The following is an 18,070-nucleotide window of genomic DNA, read 5'->3' on the forward strand; positions in this document are numbered from 1 at the left end:
TGCCTCAACCCAGGCGATTCTTGAAGAACGCGCCACCCCTCATGATCACGTCGATGTTCTCGCCGCGACGCGTGAAGACCGAGGAATCGGTGGTCGGATCCCCCTCGACCACCAGAATGTCGGCGAATGCGCCGGGCGCGATCACGCCGATCTTGCCGTCCATCATCATCATCTCGGCGTTGATGCCGGTCGCCGAGAGCAATGTGTCGACCGGATCCTCGACGCGGCCGCGCAGCGCGAACTCCTCGCCCTGATATTCGTGCAGCTCGTAGCCGAGCAGGTCCGTTCCGAAGCCGATCTTCACGCCGGCAACACGCGCGATCGCAAGGCTTTCGAGCCCGCGGTCGCGCACCTGCGAGATCTTGCGCATGCTCTGCGCGGAGAAGCCGTACTTGTCCGCGAACTGGGTCAGGATGTCGGAGGCGACCAGCGTCGGGACCAGATAGGCGCCATGCTCGCGCACGAAGGCGGCGCTCTCCGCATCGATCAGGTTGCCGTGCTCGATCGTGCGCCCGCCGGCGGCGACGACGGCGCGGATGGCGCGCGGCGTATAGGCATGGGCCATCACATAGGTATTCCAGGCCTGCGCTTCCTGCACGATCGCGCGCAGCTCCTCGTCGGAATATTGCAGGTTCTCGATGGGGTCGGTGACCGAGGCGGCGCCACCAGAGGCCATGACCTTGACGAAATGGGCCCCCTTGCGGAGCTCGTCACGTGCGGCCTCTCGAACTTCCGAGACACCGTCGGCGATGCGCGCGATCGCGCTGCCCGTCCGGTCGTTCGAAACCTCTCCCGGGCGCTTCAGCGTCGAGCGCATGTCGCCGTGGCCGCCGGTCTGGCTTAACGCGAGGCCTGAATGGATCAGGCGCGGCCCGCGGATGTAACCCTCGTCGATGGCCTTGACGAAGCCTGCATCGGCGCCGCCACCGTCGCGGACCGTGGTGAAGCCGCGCGCCAGCATGCCTTCGATGATGTGGTGCGCCTGGGCATGGACGAAGGACGGCCACTGCTTGCCGGCGCTGAGATCGACGCTGTTGGCGATAATGTGCACATGCGCGTCGATCAGGCCGGGCAGCAGGGTGCGCCCCTGGCAGTCGATGGTCGTGCCCGCGTCGCCACCCCCGCCGCCTTCGGTGACAGACTGAATCCTGCCCTCGGAGACGACGATGCTGAGCCCGTCGCGCAGCTCGCGATTGACGCCGTCGAAGACACGCGCATTGCGGAAGGTGACTGTCATGGCCGGCCCCTGTTACGATCCTGATGACGATATGTGGTGTTGATAGACGAGGCGGGCCGCGGCGAGATCCTCGAGCGCGCTGCCCACCGCCTTGAACACGGTGATCTCGTCGGAATCGCGACGCCCCTGATGGCTGCCCGCGACAAGCTCTGTCAGGTTCGCGCGAATGTCCTTGGGCTGCAGGCTGCCTTCCGCGATCGCGCTGAGGATGTCGCCCGCCTTGGCCTGCGCCTCATCGGTATCGACAAACACGCTTCCGCGCTGGAAGCAGGCTCCGTCGGCCTCGCGCATGGCCGGGGTGAAGCTGCCGATCAGGTCGAGATGTGTCCCCGGCGCCAGCCAACTGCCCTCGACAAGTGCGACGGTCGACAGCGTTGCGCAGCTCACGATGTCCGCGGCGCGGACGCCGGCCTCGAGATCGGCCACGACCGCGGTTTCATGGCCGGACGCGGAGAGCTCGGCCGCCAGCCGCGCTGCGCTCGCGCCCGTGCGGCTCCAGATGCGGACCTCGTCGATTGGTCGAACGACCGCCATTGCGGCCGGCAGCAGCCGGGCGACACGGCCCGCGCCGACGACCAGCAGACGCCGAGCTTCCTTCGCCGCCAGGTAGCTCGCCGCCAGTGCCGAGGCGGCGGCGGTGCGATAGGCCGTGAGCACGTCCGCGTCCAGAAAGGCGAGCGGAACGCCGGTGCGGGCGTCGAACAGGGCGTAGATGCCATGCAGGCCGGGCAGGCCGCGCTCCGCGTTGCGCGGGAAGATGTTGATGATCTTGACCCCGTAGAACCCGTCCATCGACCAGGCGGGCATGATCAAACTCGTGCCTTCGTAGCCCTCGCTCTCGATCTTATGGGCGTGCCGCAACGGCACGGTCGCCGGCGTGGCAAAGGCTTCGCGCAGCGCCTGCACCAGTTCGGCCATCGAGAGACCCCGCTCGGTGGCGGCTGCGTCGAGAACCAGCATAGCGGCTACCGAAGCAGGAAGCCGTGCCGCAGCGGATCGTCCCGGTCGATGATCCAGCTCGCCTGCCCGTAGACGGACGCGCTGCCCGAAACCTCGGGAATGATCGCATCGAGCTCACCAAGCTTCGTCGCGCGCAGCACCCGAGCGGTCATGACGGAGCCGACGATCGACTCGTTGACCAGGACGCCATCTGCCGCGAGCCGCCCCTTGGCGAAGAGCAGGGCGGCTCGCCCGGCCGTCCCCGAACCGGTCGGGGAGCGGTCGAGCTGGCGATCGGCGAAGATGCAGCAATTGGCCTGGGTGGACCGTGGATCGGTCGGCTCCCCGTCGATGATCGTGCCGTAGATGTGGTTGAGCTCGGGGATCTCAGGATGGACCACCGGAAACTTCGCATTGGCGGCAGTCTTGACCTCGGCGCCGAAGCGGATGAGCGCCTCGGCGTTGTCCGGGCGGATCGACAGGCCGAAGGGCCGGCCGTCGGTGTAGAAATAGAAGGCGCCGCCGAAGGCGATGTCGCCCGTGACGCGGCCGAAGCTCGGCGTATCGACGCTGACATCGGCATGGAGGAGATAGGACGCGACATTGACGAAGCGCACGCCCGCGGCGCGCTTGCCGTCCCAAGCGACGAAGGCCTCGATGAAGCCACAGGGCGCGTCGATGCCGATCCGGGTCTCGGGCTCCGTACGCTCGACCCAGCCAAGTTCCACCGCCGCCGTCGCTAGTGCGATGACGCCGTGCCCGCAATGGTCGCTGTAGCCTTCGTTGTGCACGAAGATGATACCGAAATCCGCATCGGCGCTGACGGGGTCGGTCAGATAGCCGGCATACATGTCTGCATGGCCGCGCGGCTCGAAGATCAGCGCCTGGCGCAGCGCGTCGATGTTGCGCTTCACCCAGTCGCGTCGCTCGACGATCGTGCGGCCGGGAAAGCGCGGCAGGCCGCTGGTCACGATCCGGAAGGGCTCGCCGCCCGTGTGGACTTCGACGGTCTGGATCAGTCTCTCGATATTCATGATGGCTTGGGGCTCAGTTGCGGCCGGAGGAGTATCTGCGCTGAACGATGAGGTGACCGATCGTGGTGAGGACGAGGGTCGCCAGCATGAGGATGAACGAAGCGGCCGCGCCGAAGGGCCAGTTCATCTGGGTCATCACCTGCGAATAGACGAGCGGTCCCATCATCACGAAGCTGGGGCCACCGAGCAGCACCGGCGTCGCATAGGCGTTCATCGTCAGGATGAAGCTCAGCGTCGCTCCCGAGATGATGCCAGGCATGGCCAGCGGCAGGATGATGCGGCGCGTCGTGGCCAGCGGGCCGGCCCCGAGATTGAACGCGGCTTCCTCGACGGACCGGCTGATGCCTTCCAGCACCGTCTGGAACGACAGGATGACGAAGGGGAGGTTGACCGCGACGATGCCGATGATGACCGCCGTCGGGGTGTACATGATCTCAAGCGGCTGGTTCAGTATTCCAAGCCCGAGCCCGACATAGTTGACCACGCCGTTGGTGCCGAAGGCGATCATCCAGCCCGCGGCGCGGACCGCGTTGCCGACGAAGAGCGGCAGCACGATCGCCAGGATCAGCAGCGACTTGAAGCGCCCGCCGGCCCGCGCCAGCACATAGGCCAGCGGAAAGCCGATCACGATGCAGATCGCCGTCACCAGCGCAGCGATGCCGATGGTCTGGCCGAGGATGCCCCTGAAATAGGGATCGGCGACGAACCGGACATAGTTCTCGAGCGTCAGCGCCTCGGTCATGAACTGACCGGGGATGAACTGGTTCAGGCTGTAGCGCAACAGGATGGCGAGCGGGACGACGAGCCCCGCCGCCACGAGAAGCGTCGCTGGCGCTGCCAGTGTTGCCGCCGAGAGAACGGAGCCGTTCTCCCTGTCGAAGGTGGTTCTTGTCATGGGGCGCGTCGCGACGGTTGGAGGGCGGACGAGGGGCTCAACCCTTGAAGTCGCGGTCCCACCAGTCCTTGAAGGTGGTATTGTTGTTCTTGAAGAAGACCGGATCGGGATTGATCAACCTCTTGGTCTCCTCGTCGGAGAAGCCGATGCGCGCCCTCAAATCCGGCGCCACCACCGCATCGGAGACGGTGGGATTGTAGCCGAAATCGACCGCGAAGGCCTCCTGGGCCTGCTTCGATAGTGCGGCATCGAGCATCTTGTAGGCGCCCGGCTTGTTACGGGCATTGCGCGGAATGCCGAAGCCCTGGACATAGAGCATGACGCCTTCGGCCGGGGCGACCGTCTCGACGGGGATGCCGGCGTTCTGCCACTGCACGGCGCGCGCCTTCCACATCACGGTGACACCGACATCGCCGGCCTTCAGCGCCTGCGCCATAGCTTCGTTGGTCGGGACGACCCGAACCCCCTTGCCCTTCAGGTCCAGGAGCGCGCGCTTGCCTGCCTCGAGATCATAGGCCTTGCCGGTGGATGCGAGCGACGCCGCGAACAGGTTGAACATGTACTGGATGTCGATGAAGCCGAGCTTCTCGCGGAAGCCGGGCTTCCAGAGATCCGCCAACGAGGTTGGCGCGGCGGGAACCAGCTTCGGATTATAAAGGATGACGAGACCGCTATAGACCTGCGGCATGATGTATTGGGCGATGTCGTCCTTCAGAAACGGCAGCAGCTTGGCGGCATTGGGCAGCTGGGCGAGATCGAGCTTTTCGAGCGCGTTCTGGTCGACCAGGCCGCCGTTGAGGACGTTGATCAGCGCCTGGACATCCGTCGAGCCGCGCGGCAGCTGCCGCTCCGCCAGCATCTTGGTCTGGCGCGGCGGCTCGGCTGCTTCATCATAGACGATGTCCAGCCCGTTGGCCTTGGCGACCCCGTCGCCGATATGGCGGGATACGAGCTTCGCGTAGTCGCCGCCCCAGGTGCCGACGACGAGGCGGCCGGCCTGTGCCCAGGCCGGAGCGGCGCTCAGGCCGGCGAAGGCCGCGGCGGAGGACAAGAAGGCGCGACGCGAAAGACCGACGGAGGACATGGCTGTTCCCTTTGTTTGTTTGGTTTGTCGTGGCGGATTGTCAGGCGGTGAATGCGGTGACGGAGGCATCCGCCCAGGAGACGTGGCAGGGATCGCCGACGCTGAGCGGCTCCGCGAGATCGCGTAGCGTCGAAATCACGGCCTCGCCGGTGGCGAGCCGGACATGCACGTCGATGCGGGAGCCCAGATAGGACACGAACTCGACCTTGCCGGCATGGCCCGGCGGAGCTGTCTCCGCGGCGGGGCCGAGGCGGATGGCTTCCGGCCTGATCGCCAGAGTCGCCTTGCCTGTATTCAGCGTCGCGCCGGAGGCATCGCGTTCGGGACATGACAGCAAGGCTCCCTGGATCGAGCGAAACTGCCCGGGAGCGACAACCTCGCCTTCGATGAAGGAGCTCTGGCCGACGAAATCCGCGACGAAGCGCGAGCGGGGCCTGTTGTAGAGCTCGCGCGGCGTGCCGATCTGCTGGACGACGCCGCCTTCCATCAAAATCAGGCGATCGGACATGGTCAGCGCCTCGTCCTGATCATGCGTGACCATGATGGTCGTCAGCTTCAGTTCCTGCTGCAGCGTCCGGATCTCTATGCGGACCTGCTCGCGCAGCTTCGCGTCGAGATTGCTCAGCGGCTCGTCCAGCAGAAGCACCCTCGGCCTGATCGCCACCGCGCGGGCGAGCGCGACACGCTGCTGCTGGCCGCCGGAGATGTTGCGCGGATAGCGATCGGCCAGATGATCGAGCCGCACCATCTGCAGTGCGCTCTGCACCCGCTCACGAACCTCGGCGCCGCCGATGCGGCGCATCTCCAGGCCGAAGGCGACGTTCTGCGCCACCGTCATGTGTGGGAAGAGCGCATAATTCTGGAAGACCATGCCCGTGTTTCGCGACCAGGGCGCGATGCGGGTGACGTCGTCCTCCCCGATCGTGACCGAGCCACGCGTGGGCGTGATGAAGCCAGCGATCATGCGCAGCGTGGTCGTCTTGCCGCAGCCGCTGGGGCCGAGCAGGGAGACCAGTTCACCTTCGCCGACCTCGAACGAGACGTCTTTGGCGGCAGCGAAGTTGCCATAGATCTTGGTGAGGCCTGAGACGACGAGCCGGGACATGATCAAACCACGCGGGACAGGGAGACGTAACGGTCGGTGAGTAGGAGCGCCGCGCCGATCAGGACGATCTGGACCACGGAAACAGCCGCAATCGTAGGGTCCACCTTCCACTCAAGGTACTGCATGATCGCGATCGGCAGCGTCGATTGACCCGGACCGACCAGGAAAAGTGTCATTTCGAGATTGCCGAACGAGACCACGAAGCCGAACAGGCTGGCGGCGACAAGACCCGGCCGAATGCCGGGGAGAAGGATCCTGCGGAACGTCGTCCAGGGCTTCGCCCCCAGGTTCATCGCCGCTTCCTCAATGCCGCGATCAAGCCCCGAGAGACTGACGCCGAGCAGCTTGATGCACCACGGGATGACGATCAGCACGTGGCCGATCACAAGCCCCGCATAGGAGCCGATCAGCGGGAGATCGGTCGTCTTCTCGGCCTGAACCTCGAAGATGTAGAGCGCGGCGCCGAGCACGACGCCCGGAATGACCAGCGGAAACAGGAGAATGCTGCCGAGCGTGCCGCGCCCGCGGAACCGGAAGCGCTGCAGCGCGATCGCTGCGGGGATGCTGACCGCCAGACCTATCGCGGTGGACAGCGCCGCAATCTCGGCGCTGAGCAGGAAGCCCGAAGCGAATTTGCGTTCCGAGAATGCGGCCGAGAACCACCGCAATGAGTGGCCTTCGGGCGGGAAGGACGGGATTTCCTGCGAGAAGAACGCCAGCCATGAAACCAGCACGATCGGCAAAAGGACGATCGTCAGGCCAGGCGCCGCAAACGCTCGCAATAGCACTCTGCCCGACATGACGTCTCTCAACGTATTCTATATTTCGTATACGATATCTACAATCAAACATCGCTGCTCGTCAAGACGCGATCAGGCGCAGCTTGATCGGAGGGGGACGTGGTGCCGCTTCTTAGGCAACCGACCGTCTCAAATCGCAGCAGTCGCCGGTTGTGCTAATCGCGAAGAATGCCGCGGCGCATCGCTCGGCCATGGCCAACCGGCCACGGCTATGCGTCGATGCGAGATTATTTCAACCTGCCCGCTGTGTCGGTCGAGTTGTGGCATGGCAGGTAGTGCCGGGAGTTCTGTAAATTCTGAGGTCGGCGGTGGCAGGCTGGCGATGCTCGACGTCACCTCTCTCCGCGCAAAGGCAGTTTCTGCCCCCGAAACGCTGGCCAATGTCGAGTAGAGGCTTGCCACATGGAAGCCCGCTTCCCTGGCCTCGGCATGGGCGTGAAGTTCGACATGGGCTCAGAGGTCGTCAACTACGAGATGAAGTGGACCCGAGATGACCGCAGGGCGATATCGTTAGCGAACAGGCATCACCCGGCGCCGCGGATCCAAATCCACGATCGCACCTTGATCGCGAAGTGTAGCCTGCAGTGTATCGATGCCGACGGCGGCCGGCGCCTCGTCACCCGCCGTCGCCAGAGCAGCAAGCGTGCCGGCCGCATGCCCGGTCACCATGCACACGGCCTGGCCGCGGATTGAACCGGCGGCCTCATGCGTCGCCGAGATCGACCGTCCCGCAACGACGAGATTCTCGATCCCTACAGGAATGAGGCAGCGCACCGGGATGCCGTATGACCGGGGCAGCGAATAATAGGTGATTCCCGTCCCCTCGACGTTGCGGTTCATGACGAGCGTGCCGGGCTTGACGTCGTGGATGTCGAGCGGATAGGCGCCGCGCCCGATCTGGTCCTCGAAATCCGATCCCGCCAGCACGTCGTCGGCGGTGAGCGTGTAGTTCCCTTCGATATGGCGCGTCTCGCGAATGCCGACCTGGTAGGAGCTCGCAAGCAGGCGCGCGCGCTCAAAGCCGGGCACGTATTTGCGCAGGAACCGCGTGACCTGGGCGACCTGGCGCTGCGTCTCGATTTCGGCGCGCGTCAGGTCGTCGGGGTCCGTGCCGTCGATCCCATGAACGCGCGTGGCATTGATACCGACCTCGCTGCGCCCGGGCAGCGTGTAGATCGTCAGCCACTCGACCGGGACATCCCACTCCCCCGCGGCTCTGGCTTGCGAGATCAACGCGTTGAAGCCGACGATCTGGGCTGCCGGGGTCGAGCGCAGATGCTCGATCGTGTGCTTGCTTCCCGAAAAACCTTCGGCGTCGCATATGTCGTGGGGGTTGGCTTCGAGGTAATCCAGGGTGGCGGCGACATCGACGCTCCCGAGCCTGAAGATGGCGGAGACCGGCTGCGTCGCGGAATCGAGCGGACGCCCCTTGGTGAAGCGTCCCCCGGCGCGCGCGACCAGGTCGGCATCGCCGGAGCAATCGACGAATGTGCGACCGGGAATGATCTCCAGGCCTGCCTTGTTGGCGACGGTGACCGCACAGATCCGGTCGCCGTCCTTCAGGACATCGACCACGAAGCTGTGCAGGAGGAAGTTCACGCCGGCTTCCGCCGCCATGTCGAGCAGGGTCAGCTTGAGCGCTTCGGGATCCTGGCCGGTGATCGAGCCGAGCAGGGAATCGATGCTGGTGCGCGTTCCCCCGTCGATGGCGGCAAGGCGCTCGAAAAGCTCGCCACCGATCCCGCCGAGCGCGACGTATCCCTCATTGTCGGCCGCACCCAGCAGGGACTGGCCGAGCGTCAGGACGCCACCGATGGTGCCGTACTGCTCGACGACCAGCGTGCGAGCGCCGGTGCGCGCCGCCGCGATGGCGGCGATCGCTCCGGCGGTCCCGCCGCCCACGACGACGACGTCGAATTCCTTGCGCATGCGCATCGCGGCTCTCCCAATCTGGTGTTGTGTCACAGCCCGGTTGTCGCGCCGGCCGTCAGGCCGCGCACGAAATGCCGCTGCAACAGAAGGAAAAGGATCAGGACGGGCAGCGTCGTGAGAACCGCTGCCGCAGTGAGCGGCCCCCATTGGACCCCGTAATCCGTCATGAAGAAATGAAGTGCGACCGGTGCCGTCCGCATGCCCTCGGACGAGGTCAGGACGAGCGCGAGGAGAACCTCGTTCCAGGCGCCGATGAAGGCGAGAAGGCTGACGGTCACCAGGCCCGGCTTCGCGGCCGGAAGCACGACGCGATAGAGGGCGCCTAGGCGGCCTGTCCCGTCGATAAGCGCCGCCTCGTCGAGCTGTACCGGGATCGAGCGAAAATAGCCCTGCAGGAACCAGATCGCCAGCGGCGCGATGAAGGCGCTGTTGGCGAGCACCAGGATCACATAGGTGTCCAGGAGACCGAGCCGGCTTCCGAAAAAGTAGAGCGGAACGACGGCCGACAGCTCTCCCAAGGCCATGCCGCAGAGAATGGCGAAGAGGAGCAGGTTTTTGCCGCGGAACTCGTAGCGTGCGACGACATAGCCGGCGTGGATGGACACGAACAGGACGACGGCGATGCTGCAGAAAGCCACGATCGCGCTGTTCAGCATGAACCGGCCGAAGCCACCCCGCAGCACGGCGACGTAGTTGTCGAGCGATAGGGGCCATGGAAGAAACGTGCCGGCGTTCGGAGCCCCAGGGGCCTGCAGGGAGGTGGTCAGTGCCAGCGCGAAGGGAAGCAGCATGGCCGCGCCGACGCAGAACATGAAGGCCGCCCGGGCTGCGGCCGCACTACGCGCCGTGGCGTCATGACGCGACGTTGTCATGACTGTGCTCCGGCCTTCACCAGGCGAAAGTACAGGGCGGCGAGGAGCAGCTCGATCGCGATCAGGAATACGGTCAGCGTGGCTGCCAGCGCGATATCGAAGTTCTCGAAACCCTCGCGGTAGAGACGGATGCTGAGCAGCTCCGTGGCATGCAGCGGGCCGCCGCCGGTGAGGACGAGCGGCAGGACGGCTACGTTGAAGAAGCTGATCATCAGGGTGACGATGCAGACCATCGAGATCGGCCGCAGCATCGGAATGATCACATAGCGGATCTGCTGCAGCTTCGTCGCGCCGTCGACTTCGGCCGCCTCGTCGACCTCCTTCGGTATCGCGGCGAGCCCAGCCAGCAGCATCAGCATCGCGAAGCCGGTCGCGCGCCAGGCGTTGATCACCGTCAATGTCGGCAGCGCCTGCTCGAGGCTGATGAACGGGTTGACGGGCGGCAATCCCACTGAGCGCAGCAGATCGTTCAACGGGCTGAACTCACCGCCGAGCAAGAGCTTCCACATCAGCGCCAGCACGACCTGGTTGGTAACCCAGGGGACAAGAACGATGGCGCGGAGCACCGCCGTGCCCCAGCTCTGGCGGCGCAGCGCGAGCGCCAGTGTCAGGCCGAAGGTCCAGCACAGCGCCACGCCGACGATGACGAACACCGCGGTGTTCCAGAGGTTCTCGAGGAAGCGCTCGTCCTGGAACAGGAAAACGTAGTTGGCCGCTCCGACGAAGCGGACCATCTCGTAGACGTTGGTCGAGAAAAGGCTGTACTGGACGACGAAGATCACCGGGTAAAGCGTCGCGAACAGCACCAGCAGAAGGCCCGGTGCCATCAGCGCATAGGGAAACAGGTCGATCTTCGCGCGATGCGGCGATCGGCGCGCTCGGGTGTCAGTCAAGGTCATGTCGAGCCATCGGCCAGCGCCATCGACGCTGGCCGTCTCTGCTGGAGGGCTTACTGCTGCTGCGCCACGCGATCGTAGCCGGCCGCTGCGCGCCGCAGGACCGCCGCAATGTCGCTGTTCGGCTTCAGGATCACTTCGTGCAGCGCATCGACCATGGCTTCGGTCAGCCGGCTCGCGGTCGGCACGTTGATCATCGGTTCGCTGTTCGCAGCGGTGTAATCGAGCCACCACTGCAGATAGGCCGCTTCGGGAGTCTTGAAATAGGGATCGCCGGCGGCGCTGCGGCGGGATGGCAGCGCTCCCGCGATGCGGGCATTGGCGGCCTGCACCTCCGGCCGCAGATAGAACTGGATGTACTGCCAGGCGGCGTCGGGGGTCTTCGCGCCCTTGGGAATGCCCATCGACCAGCCGGTAAGGGGCGTCGGAGACGGCTTGGCCGGGTCGTCGGATGGGATTTCGACCAGCAGGATATTGTCTGCACCGACTGCGCGCGCATGGTCGCGATAGCGATGCGAGCCGTCGATGAACATCGCGAGCTTGCCGGTGCGGAAGGCGTCGGTCTGGTCTTCCCAGCTCATGTTGACGACATCGGGCGGCGTGATCTTGTGCACGTGCACGCAGTCCGACAGGAACTTGTAGGCGCGCACGGCCGCGTCGTCGGTGAAGGTCGCCTTCCCGTCATCGCCCAGGATGCGGCCGCCGCGCCCATGGATGTGCGGCTGCAGATAGACGGCATGGACGAGCTGCTGCTTGCCGCCGAAGAAGCCATATCCCCAGCGCCCGTCGCCGCTGACCTTCTTGCCGAATTCGACGACGTCGCTCCAGGTCCTGGGCGGTTTCATCCCTGCGCGTTCCAGCCAGTCCTTTCGCACGAAGAGCGCATGCGAAATGGTCTCGAGCTGCATCGTCGTCTTCTGGCCGTTCGTCAGCAGAGCCGGCGAATAATCGATCAGGAAATCCTTGCGCTGCTCGGCGTCGAACGCCTTCTCGATATAGGCGTCGAGCGGGCTCAAGGCCCCGGCCTTCGACACCATCGGGATGGACTCCCACCCGACACGAGTGACATCCGGTTGGGTGTTGGCCTGAACCGCCGTGACGAGCCGGCGTGCCAGTTCCGCGAAGGGATAGATCTCGAAAGCGACGTTGATACCCGTCTCTTTACGGAACGCTTCTTCATGCAGCTTGATCGCCTGCTCGCGGACCGATTTACCTTCGGGACTCAGGAACGACCAATGGACGATGGGCTGACCGTCGAACGGCTTGCCTTGCGCCTGGGCCCGGCCGGCGCCCGGCAGCAGGAACGATGAGGCCAAAGCGGCACTGCCCGCCAGTACGGCGCGGCGGGTCTCGATAAAACTGCTCATCCTGAAGACCTCCACCCTGAAAGTCGTGACCGTTGTCCGGTTCTCTGTCGAAGCGACTGGTGCACCATTTCATGATGCCATGTTAACGTCAACATTATTACAGGGAGCATCCGTTTGCTAGCGGCGGCGCGGTTGCGCGCCCGCGCCCAGATGGTACGAACATGCTTCGCACCTTCCAGCCTGCAGGATCGAGACGTGCCCCGTCCAGCTACGATCGACGAAGTCGCCAAGCTTGCCGGCGTCTCGAGCATGACGGTGAGCCGCGTGGTCAACGCCAGCCCGAGGGTGCGCGAGGAAACGCGCAGCCGCGTGCTTTCGGCGATGGCGGAGCTTGAATATCGGCCCAATGCCATCGCTCAGGGCATGCGCAGCAGCACAACGCGAACGGTCGGGTTCCTGCTGCCGGACCTGACGAATCCCCTGAACGCCATGATCGCGCAATCCGTCGAGGCAAGTCTTGCGGCCGCGGGCTTTCGCATGCTCGTGGCCAGCACCCGCTTCGACATCGACAAGGAAGCGCACTACCTGGAGCAGTTCCAGGCGAACGTCGTCGACGGGATCATTGCGCTGCTGTCGGACGAGACGTCTGAGGTGATCGCACGGGCGATCGAAAAATCCCGCGTGCCTGTCGTCGTGATCGATCGCGACCTTCCGGTGCCGGTGGATGCCGTCTTGTGCGAGCATGAGCAGGTCATGAGCGAACTCGTGACGCATCTGGTCGGCCTCGGCCATCGGCGGATCGGGCTGTTGAACGGCCCGATGACGATCAGGCCGGCACGCCGACGACTCGACGCATTCTGCTCCACCGCGCTGAAACTGGGTGTAGACGATCCGCTTCGCTACAGCCGCGCCCCGCCGCCGACGATCGAGGAGGGCTTTCGCGCCGCGATGGAGCTGATGACCGCAACACCCCGGCCCACCGCTTTGATCGTATGTTCAAACCAGAACATGTTCGGCGCACTTCGGGCCATCCGCGATCTCGGCCTTCGTATCCCCGGCGACCTGTCCTTCGTTGGAGCTGATGAGAACATGTCATCGGCCCTGCTCGACCCGCCACTGACCGTCATCGATCGCGATATCGGATCGATGGGAGAGGCAGCCGCTCGGCTCCTCATGGATCGGCTTGAATCACCGCACCGCAGGCCAGGCGCTCAAGTAACGATACCGTCGCAGCTAATTCTAAGAAGTTCGTGCGGACCGGCTCATCGAACCGACTGATCCTCAGCTGGCTAGGCCGCCGCCGAAGCCGCGCGACTTCTGGGCGATCCGGACACGGCTGCAGCACGACCGGCGCGTGACGAGCAGCGAGCGGAACGCCCCTTATGGAATCCAGTTGTGGCCGTGCGCCGCTGACACTTACCGGAAGCGAAGGCGCTTTAGCGCCGCCTAAGCCCGCAAGGTCGCTGGAATGGACGGATGTCCGCTCATTGGTGCAGCTTAAAGTTCCGCTGTTGGCGGGAGTATCCTTGTGCTGGAGCAGTACTGCCGCCGGGCATCTAGCTGGATGTACAAAGCCGGTTTTCGTTTTGCGCCTCGCTCTTGCGCCGAACGCTGACAAGAACGGCAGCCAGGCCAACCGCCGAAGTCGCCGCGCCCGCCACAGCCACCATCGGATATCCCAGCCCTGCCGCGATAACGCCGCCTCCCAGCGCAGCCCCGAAGGCGTTACCGAGATTGAACGCCCCGATGTTCACGGCCGAAGCCAGGTTGGGCGCGTCGGCTGCGGCAGTCATCACTCGAACCTGCAGCGGCGGAACGAGCGCAAAGCTCGCGATACCCCACAGGAAGATCAGCACCGCGCTTGCGGCGGCGTGGCCCATCGCCAGGGCAAACGCGACCAGCACAGCCGAGAGGGACGCCAGCGTCACGATCAGCGTACGGTCGACCGAGCGGTCAGCGAAGCGTCCGCCCAGCCAGTTGCCGACCGTCAGCCCGGCGCCATAAGTGAAGAGCATCGCGGTCACGAAAGCTGACGAGGCCCGCGTTGCCTCCTGCAGGATCGGCGCGATGTAGGTGAAGACGGTGAACATCGCGCTGGATGCGATCACGGTGAGCGCCAGCGCGCCGAGGACTGGCCCTCGCGTTAGTGCTCGCAGTTCGGCCTTGGCGTCGCCTCCCACCGGAGCGGGGAGCGCGGGCAAGGTAAGGCGTAGCGCGGCCATCGTCGCCAGGCCAAGCGCCGCGATGCCCCAGAACGAGGCGCGCCAGCCGAGATGCTCGCCCGCCCACGTGGCGATCGGTACGCCGACGACATTGGCGATGGTCAGACCCATGAACATCGCCGCGACCGCGCCCGCCTGGCGCTGCGGCGGCACGAGGCTCGCAGCGACGATCGAGCCGACACCAAAGAAGGCGCCATGGTTGAAGGAGGTCAGGATGCGCGCGCCGAGCAGCATCGCGTAGCTGTCCGAGACCGCCGAGAGCAGATTGCCGAGCGTAAAGATACCGGCGAGGCCGATCAGCAGCATGCGGCGCGGCACCCGTCCGGTCGTTAGCGTCATCAGCGGCGCGCCGATCATCACGCCCAGCGCGTAGGCACTGATCAACAGGCCCGCGCTCGGGATAGAGACGCCGAGATCGGCGGCGATGATCGGCAGCAGCCCCATCGGTGCGAACTCGGTCACACCAATGCCGAAAGCGCCTATGGACAGCGCGATCAATCCGGGATTGAGCTTCATGATGACATTCCTCAGACCGGCGCCGGCGCGAGGCGGGCAAAACCCGCCTGCTCGCGGTCGGGCGTGTGGGGATAGGGCGGCAGGAACGCGTTCGCCGCAGCGAGCGCGATGATCTGGGCCGGCGTTAGCGGCCAGGCTCGCGCGCCCTTGATCTGGCGCAGCTGATCCTCGTTGCGTGCGCCGACGATGACAGAGGAGATGGTCGGCCGCCCAAGCAGCCAGTTGACGGCAATCTGCGGGACGTTGTGGCCTGTGTCGGCAGTCACGGCCTCGAGGGCTTCGATCACGCAGTTATGCTCGCTCTCGACGGGCGGGCGCAGGCCCGGCGATCCCGGTTGACGGTATTCCATATTTCGCTCGCCTGTTGATATTCTGGCGCATAGATAGATCCGGTAGATGCCCGGGATTAGCCGCTCTCTTCGGGCAGGATATTTGCGATAGGAGCAAAGATGCTGGTCGGAGCGGATCGAGCGCATTCACTTGCGATGTTTGCTGCGGTCGTGGACGAAGGCAGCTTCTCTGCCGCTGCCCGCCTGCTGAACCTCAGCCCTTCGGCGGTGAGCCGGACGATCGACAGGATCGAGGCACGCCTCGGCGTCCGGCTGCTCCTTCGTTCCACCCGTTCCCTGACCGTTACCGCGGAAGGACAGGCCTATCTGCAGGCGGCGCGGCGAATCCTTGTGGACCTCGACGATGCGGAGCAGCAAATCGCCGATCAGGGGGCGCCACGCGGACGTTTGCGCGTTAGCGCGGCATTGTCGCATGGGCGACTATGCGTGGTTCCTTTGCTAGGCGAGTTTGCGGCCCTCTATCCGCATATCCTTGTCGACATTTCGCTGACGGACACGCTCACCGACATCGCGGGCGGGCAAGCCGATGTCGCAATCCGTTTCGGGCCGCTGGCGGACAGTACCTTGACCGCGCGCAAGCTGGGAGAGACGCGCCGCGTCATCGTCGCGTCGCCAGATTATCTCGCTCGCCACGGCACGCCACAGGCCCCTGAAGACCTGCTCCGGCACAACTGCCTCAACTTCAACTTCCGACGCGCTGAGCCCGTCTGGCCTTTCAGCCGGGACGGCCGCGACTTCGCAATGTCCGTCAGGGGTAATATCGAGGCGAATAACGGCGAGACTCTCGGGCAACTCGCGGCGAACGGGGTCGGCATAGCGCGTGTCGGAGCCTTCAGCGTCACCCGGGAAGTCGCGGATGGGGCGCTCGCGCCGATCCTCGAGAAATTCAATCCCGGAGATGTCGAGCCCATCCACGCGGTCTTCGTCGGCGGCGTTAGCGTGCCTGCGCGGGTCCGGGCCTTCGTCGACTTCCTGGCATCGCGCCTGCGATGAACCGCCCCGCTGGCGGACGGCGTGTCGGAGGCCCCATAAATTGCCGGTCACGCCCCAGCATGGGTGTCGTGGCTGCTCGAAGTTGCCGCATCGGAGGCGGGCGGTTTGACGATCGCGGCTCGCCCACATTGTTTCCTCTACCACTTCTACGCAGCGCTATTTCTCGGGCAAGCCGGCCGCAACCATCAGGTTCATGACCCGTTCGGCGGCCTCGAGAAAAACCGGGCTGGCATTCTTGGTGGGGTGCGGCGCATTGCTTGCCGTCGAACCAGGTCTCAATTCCAAGGCCTTCGCCATGGCCGCCCTGGCTTCGGCGGTTCGGCCCAATTGCTGATAGGCCGCAGCCAGCAGCATATGCGTGCGTCCGCTAGCCGGCGTGATCGCGATCGATCGCTGCAGCCAGGGCAAGGCTTCTTCGGCGCGGCCCATGAACAGGTAGCTCCAGCCCGCTCCGACCGCCCACGTCCAGCGCGCGACCTGCGGCGTATCAAATCGGTCCGCTTGCACGAATGTCGCGACCGCGTCATCGAAGCGTCCAAGGTGAATCTGAGCAAGCCCAATGAGGTACAGCGTGCTCCCGCCCCACGGATTGTGGGTCAACGTTCTGGCGCACGCCACCAGGCTTTCGGCGAAGCGGTTCGTCGCCGACAGAAACCGACAATACGTTTCCAGCACTGGAATATAGTTGGGTCGTGCGCGCAACGCGCGCTCCATCATCATGCCGATGTCGTTCTTGGTCGCCTCGCGCTCTTCGGCGGGAAACCAGTCCATCTGAATTCCGCGGAGTTTGAACGCAGCGAGCGCGACTTGCAGGTCGACATTGTCGGCGTCGTCGGCGAGGCCTTGTTCAAGCATTGCCTGCGCAGTGCGCAAGCGTTCCGGCGACGTCTGGTTGATCGAGGCCGTCGCCTGTTCAATGGCGGCCCTGGCGCTGCCCGTCGGCAAGCCATCGGCCAGGCGCTCGCCTACATTCAGAAGAGCGTTGACGCGCAGCGCCAGTGCGTGGCCCATGCCGGCGGTCAGGCGGGTCTGCTGAAGTTGCATATTGGCGGCCGTCCGTTCGACGAACAGCGACGTCGTCCACTTGCCCGCCCCGGTTGCGGGCTCGATCATGCGGGCGCGCAAATTCCATGCGGTTTCGGTTTTCTCCAGCTCGCTGCTGACGACGTAATCGGCCCCCTGAGCGGCGCCGGACGGAACCACCACACGGATCATCTCGATTTTCATCAGCCCGTCGGTCAGATCGCGGACGATGCCTGCCGCCATCCGGGTGGCCTGTGGATCATCGCCCGCCGCCATGGGCATCACGGCGACGGTCACGGGCGAGTTCCTCTGGAACCGGGGGAGCCATGCCGCTGTCGCCCAGGCCGACGCGCCGAGCCCCGCCATAGCCACGAGTACGGCGCGGCGCGGCATGCCGAAACCGTGCCGGCCGGGGGCCGGTTCGCTTAGTGTTTCGGACTCCATCGCCGAGCTGGCTTCTACCGGCGCGTCCGTGCCTCTCGTGTCCGACACCTCTGCCACGAACAGGTAGCCGCGGCCGGATATCAGTTTGATGATCTGCCGCTGATCGTCGCCCAACGCCGAGCGAAGCTCGCGGATGGACTGGAACACGCTGTCCTCGGCGACGTGGACGTCCGGCCAGACAGCCTCCATCAGCTCCTGCTTACTGAGAACCCGCCCCGGATTGGCGGCAAAAAACTTCAACATTTCGAGGCTTCTCAGCCGAATCTTGATGACGCCACCGTCCGGCCCGCGCAGCTCCACCCGATCTCGATCCAGTTCAAATCCTAAAAACTGCAACACGCCGCGCTTACCCCCAGCTGCAAAACGACCGCAGAAAAACGCCCAATTATCATAAAACGCGGCCAAACGCGGCCCATTCAGA

16 protein-coding genes are annotated in these 18,070 nt (G+C 65.0%); 2 read left to right on the forward strand and 14 right to left on the reverse strand.

Translation table 11 applies throughout. From position 1 onward, the window contains the following. Nucleotides 1–4 precede the first annotated feature (4 nt). The 11 genes from ASE63_RS14285 to ASE63_RS14335 all read right to left on the reverse strand — a co-directional run bounded on the left by ASE63_RS14285 (nt 5) and on the right by ASE63_RS14335 (nt 12,161). Nucleotides 5–1,237, reverse strand: coding sequence for an amidohydrolase family protein (locus ASE63_RS14285; protein WP_056802179.1), 1,233 nt, complete (start codon nt 1,235–1,237; stop codon nt 5–7). A 12-nt stretch (nt 1,238–1,249) separates the two neighbouring features. Then, a complete protein-coding gene (locus ASE63_RS14290) occupies nt 1,250–2,197 on the reverse strand; it encodes an ornithine cyclodeaminase family protein (protein WP_056802181.1) in 948 nt (315 codons plus the stop codon). A gap of 5 nt (nt 2,198–2,202) precedes the next feature. Further along, the gene (gene lhpH / locus ASE63_RS14295) at nt 2,203–3,210 is read right to left on the reverse strand and encodes a trans-3-hydroxy-L-proline dehydratase (protein ID WP_056802182.1); all 1,008 of its coding nucleotides are present in this window, start codon (nt 3,208–3,210) and stop codon (nt 2,203–2,205) included. A 13-nt stretch (nt 3,211–3,223) separates the two neighbouring features. Then, complete coding sequence (locus ASE63_RS14300) at nt 3,224–4,105, reverse strand: ABC transporter permease (protein WP_056802184.1); 882 nt, start codon at nt 4,103–4,105, stop codon at nt 3,224–3,226. 37 nt (nt 4,106–4,142) lie between these two features. Then, nucleotides 4,143–5,189: an extracellular solute-binding protein gene (locus ASE63_RS14305; RefSeq protein WP_056802186.1), complete on the reverse strand. Its 1,047-nt coding sequence runs from the start codon at nt 5,187–5,189 to the stop codon at nt 4,143–4,145. 40 nt (nt 5,190–5,229) lie between these two features. Further along, nucleotides 5,230–6,294 (reverse strand): ABC transporter ATP-binding protein, encoded by a 1,065-nt coding sequence (locus tag ASE63_RS14310; protein ID WP_056802188.1) that lies wholly within the window; start codon nt 6,292–6,294, stop codon nt 5,230–5,232. A gap of 2 nt (nt 6,295–6,296) precedes the next feature. Next, on the reverse strand, nt 6,297–7,094 hold the full coding sequence (locus tag ASE63_RS14315) for an ABC transporter permease (RefSeq protein WP_056802189.1): 798 nt from the start codon (nt 7,092–7,094) through the stop codon (nt 6,297–6,299). A gap of 510 nt (nt 7,095–7,604) precedes the next feature. Continuing rightward, on the reverse strand, nt 7,605–9,029 hold the full coding sequence (locus ASE63_RS14320) for an FAD-dependent oxidoreductase (RefSeq protein WP_056802191.1): 1,425 nt from the start codon (nt 9,027–9,029) through the stop codon (nt 7,605–7,607). A gap of 26 nt (nt 9,030–9,055) precedes the next feature. Next, on the reverse strand, nt 9,056–9,898 hold the full coding sequence (locus tag ASE63_RS14325; protein ID WP_082609948.1) for a carbohydrate ABC transporter permease: 843 nt from the start codon (nt 9,896–9,898) through the stop codon (nt 9,056–9,058). Beyond that, entirely contained in the window at nt 9,895–10,797 is a 903-nt protein-coding gene (locus ASE63_RS14330) for a sugar ABC transporter permease (RefSeq protein ID WP_056802195.1), read from the reverse strand. Before ASE63_RS14330 ends, ASE63_RS14325 begins: the two co-directional genes overlap by 4 nt. Before the next feature lie 50 nt (nt 10,798–10,847). Continuing rightward, nucleotides 10,848–12,161 (reverse strand): sugar ABC transporter substrate-binding protein, encoded by a 1,314-nt coding sequence (locus ASE63_RS14335; protein ID WP_156410351.1) that lies wholly within the window; start codon nt 12,159–12,161, stop codon nt 10,848–10,850. Between the two features lie 195 nt (nt 12,162–12,356). Here ASE63_RS14335 and ASE63_RS14340 point away from each other — a divergent pair, with 195 nt between their 5' ends. Then, entirely contained in the window at nt 12,357–13,379 is a 1,023-nt protein-coding gene (locus ASE63_RS14340; protein ID WP_056802199.1) for a substrate-binding domain-containing protein, read from the forward strand. Between the two features lie 278 nt (nt 13,380–13,657). On the opposite strand, the gene ASE63_RS14345 is transcribed toward ASE63_RS14340, so the two are convergent. Beyond that, nucleotides 13,658–14,839 (reverse strand): MFS transporter, encoded by a 1,182-nt coding sequence (locus ASE63_RS14345; RefSeq protein WP_056802201.1) that lies wholly within the window; start codon nt 14,837–14,839, stop codon nt 13,658–13,660. Between the two features lie 11 nt (nt 14,840–14,850). Then, a complete protein-coding gene (locus ASE63_RS14350; protein ID WP_056802202.1) occupies nt 14,851–15,189 on the reverse strand; it encodes an aldo/keto reductase in 339 nt (112 codons plus the stop codon). 99 nt (nt 15,190–15,288) lie between these two features. Between ASE63_RS14350 and ASE63_RS14355 the strand changes: the two genes are divergently transcribed. Continuing rightward, the gene (locus tag ASE63_RS14355) at nt 15,289–16,182 is read left to right on the forward strand and encodes a LysR family transcriptional regulator (RefSeq protein WP_156410353.1); all 894 of its coding nucleotides are present in this window, start codon (nt 15,289–15,291) and stop codon (nt 16,180–16,182) included. A gap of 156 nt (nt 16,183–16,338) precedes the next feature. Here the strand turns inward: ASE63_RS14355 and ASE63_RS14360 are convergent, their stop codons facing one another. Continuing rightward, nucleotides 16,339–18,054 (reverse strand): tetratricopeptide repeat protein, encoded by a 1,716-nt coding sequence (locus ASE63_RS14360; protein ID WP_244491412.1) that lies wholly within the window; start codon nt 18,052–18,054, stop codon nt 16,339–16,341. Between the last annotated feature and the right edge of the window lie 16 nt (nt 18,055–18,070).

Origin of the sequence: Allobosea sp. Root381 (genome assembly GCF_001429395.1) — a bacterium.
GTDB lineage: Bacteria > Pseudomonadota > Alphaproteobacteria > Rhizobiales > Beijerinckiaceae > Allobosea.

Coding starts and splice junctions, on each gene's coding strand:
- ASE63_RS14285 (WP_056802179.1), bottom strand. CDS start 1,237: ATGACAGTCACCTTCCGCAATGCGCGTGTCTTCGACGGCGTCAATCGC.
- ASE63_RS14290 (WP_056802181.1), bottom strand. CDS start 2,197: ATGCTGGTTCTCGACGCAGCCGCCACCGAGCGGGGTCTCTCGATGGCC.
- lhpH (WP_056802182.1), bottom strand. CDS start 3,210: ATGAATATCGAGAGACTGATCCAGACCGTCGAAGTCCACACGGGCGGC.
- ASE63_RS14300 (WP_056802184.1), bottom strand. CDS start 4,105: ATGACAAGAACCACCTTCGACAGGGAGAACGGCTCCGTTCTCTCGGCG.
- ASE63_RS14305 (WP_056802186.1), bottom strand. CDS start 5,189: ATGTCCTCCGTCGGTCTTTCGCGTCGCGCCTTCTTGTCCTCCGCCGCG.
- ASE63_RS14310 (WP_056802188.1), bottom strand. CDS start 6,294: ATGTCCCGGCTCGTCGTCTCAGGCCTCACCAAGATCTATGGCAACTTC.
- ASE63_RS14315 (WP_056802189.1), bottom strand. CDS start 7,094: ATGTCGGGCAGAGTGCTATTGCGAGCGTTTGCGGCGCCTGGCCTGACG.
- ASE63_RS14320 (WP_056802191.1), bottom strand. CDS start 9,029: ATGCGCATGCGCAAGGAATTCGACGTCGTCGTCGTGGGCGGCGGGACC.
- ASE63_RS14325 (WP_082609948.1), bottom strand. CDS start 9,898: ATGACAACGTCGCGTCATGACGCCACGGCGCGTAGTGCGGCCGCAGCC.
- ASE63_RS14330 (WP_056802195.1), bottom strand. CDS start 10,797: ATGACCTTGACTGACACCCGAGCGCGCCGATCGCCGCATCGCGCGAAG.
- ASE63_RS14335 (WP_156410351.1), bottom strand. CDS start 12,161: ATGAGCAGTTTTATCGAGACCCGCCGCGCCGTACTGGCGGGCAGTGCC.
- ASE63_RS14345 (WP_056802201.1), bottom strand. CDS start 14,839: ATGAAGCTCAATCCCGGATTGATCGCGCTGTCCATAGGCGCTTTCGGC.
- ASE63_RS14350 (WP_056802202.1), bottom strand. CDS start 15,189: ATGGAATACCGTCAACCGGGATCGCCGGGCCTGCGCCCGCCCGTCGAG.
- ASE63_RS14355 (WP_156410353.1), top strand. CDS start 15,289: ATGCTGGTCGGAGCGGATCGAGCGCATTCACTTGCGATGTTTGCTGCG.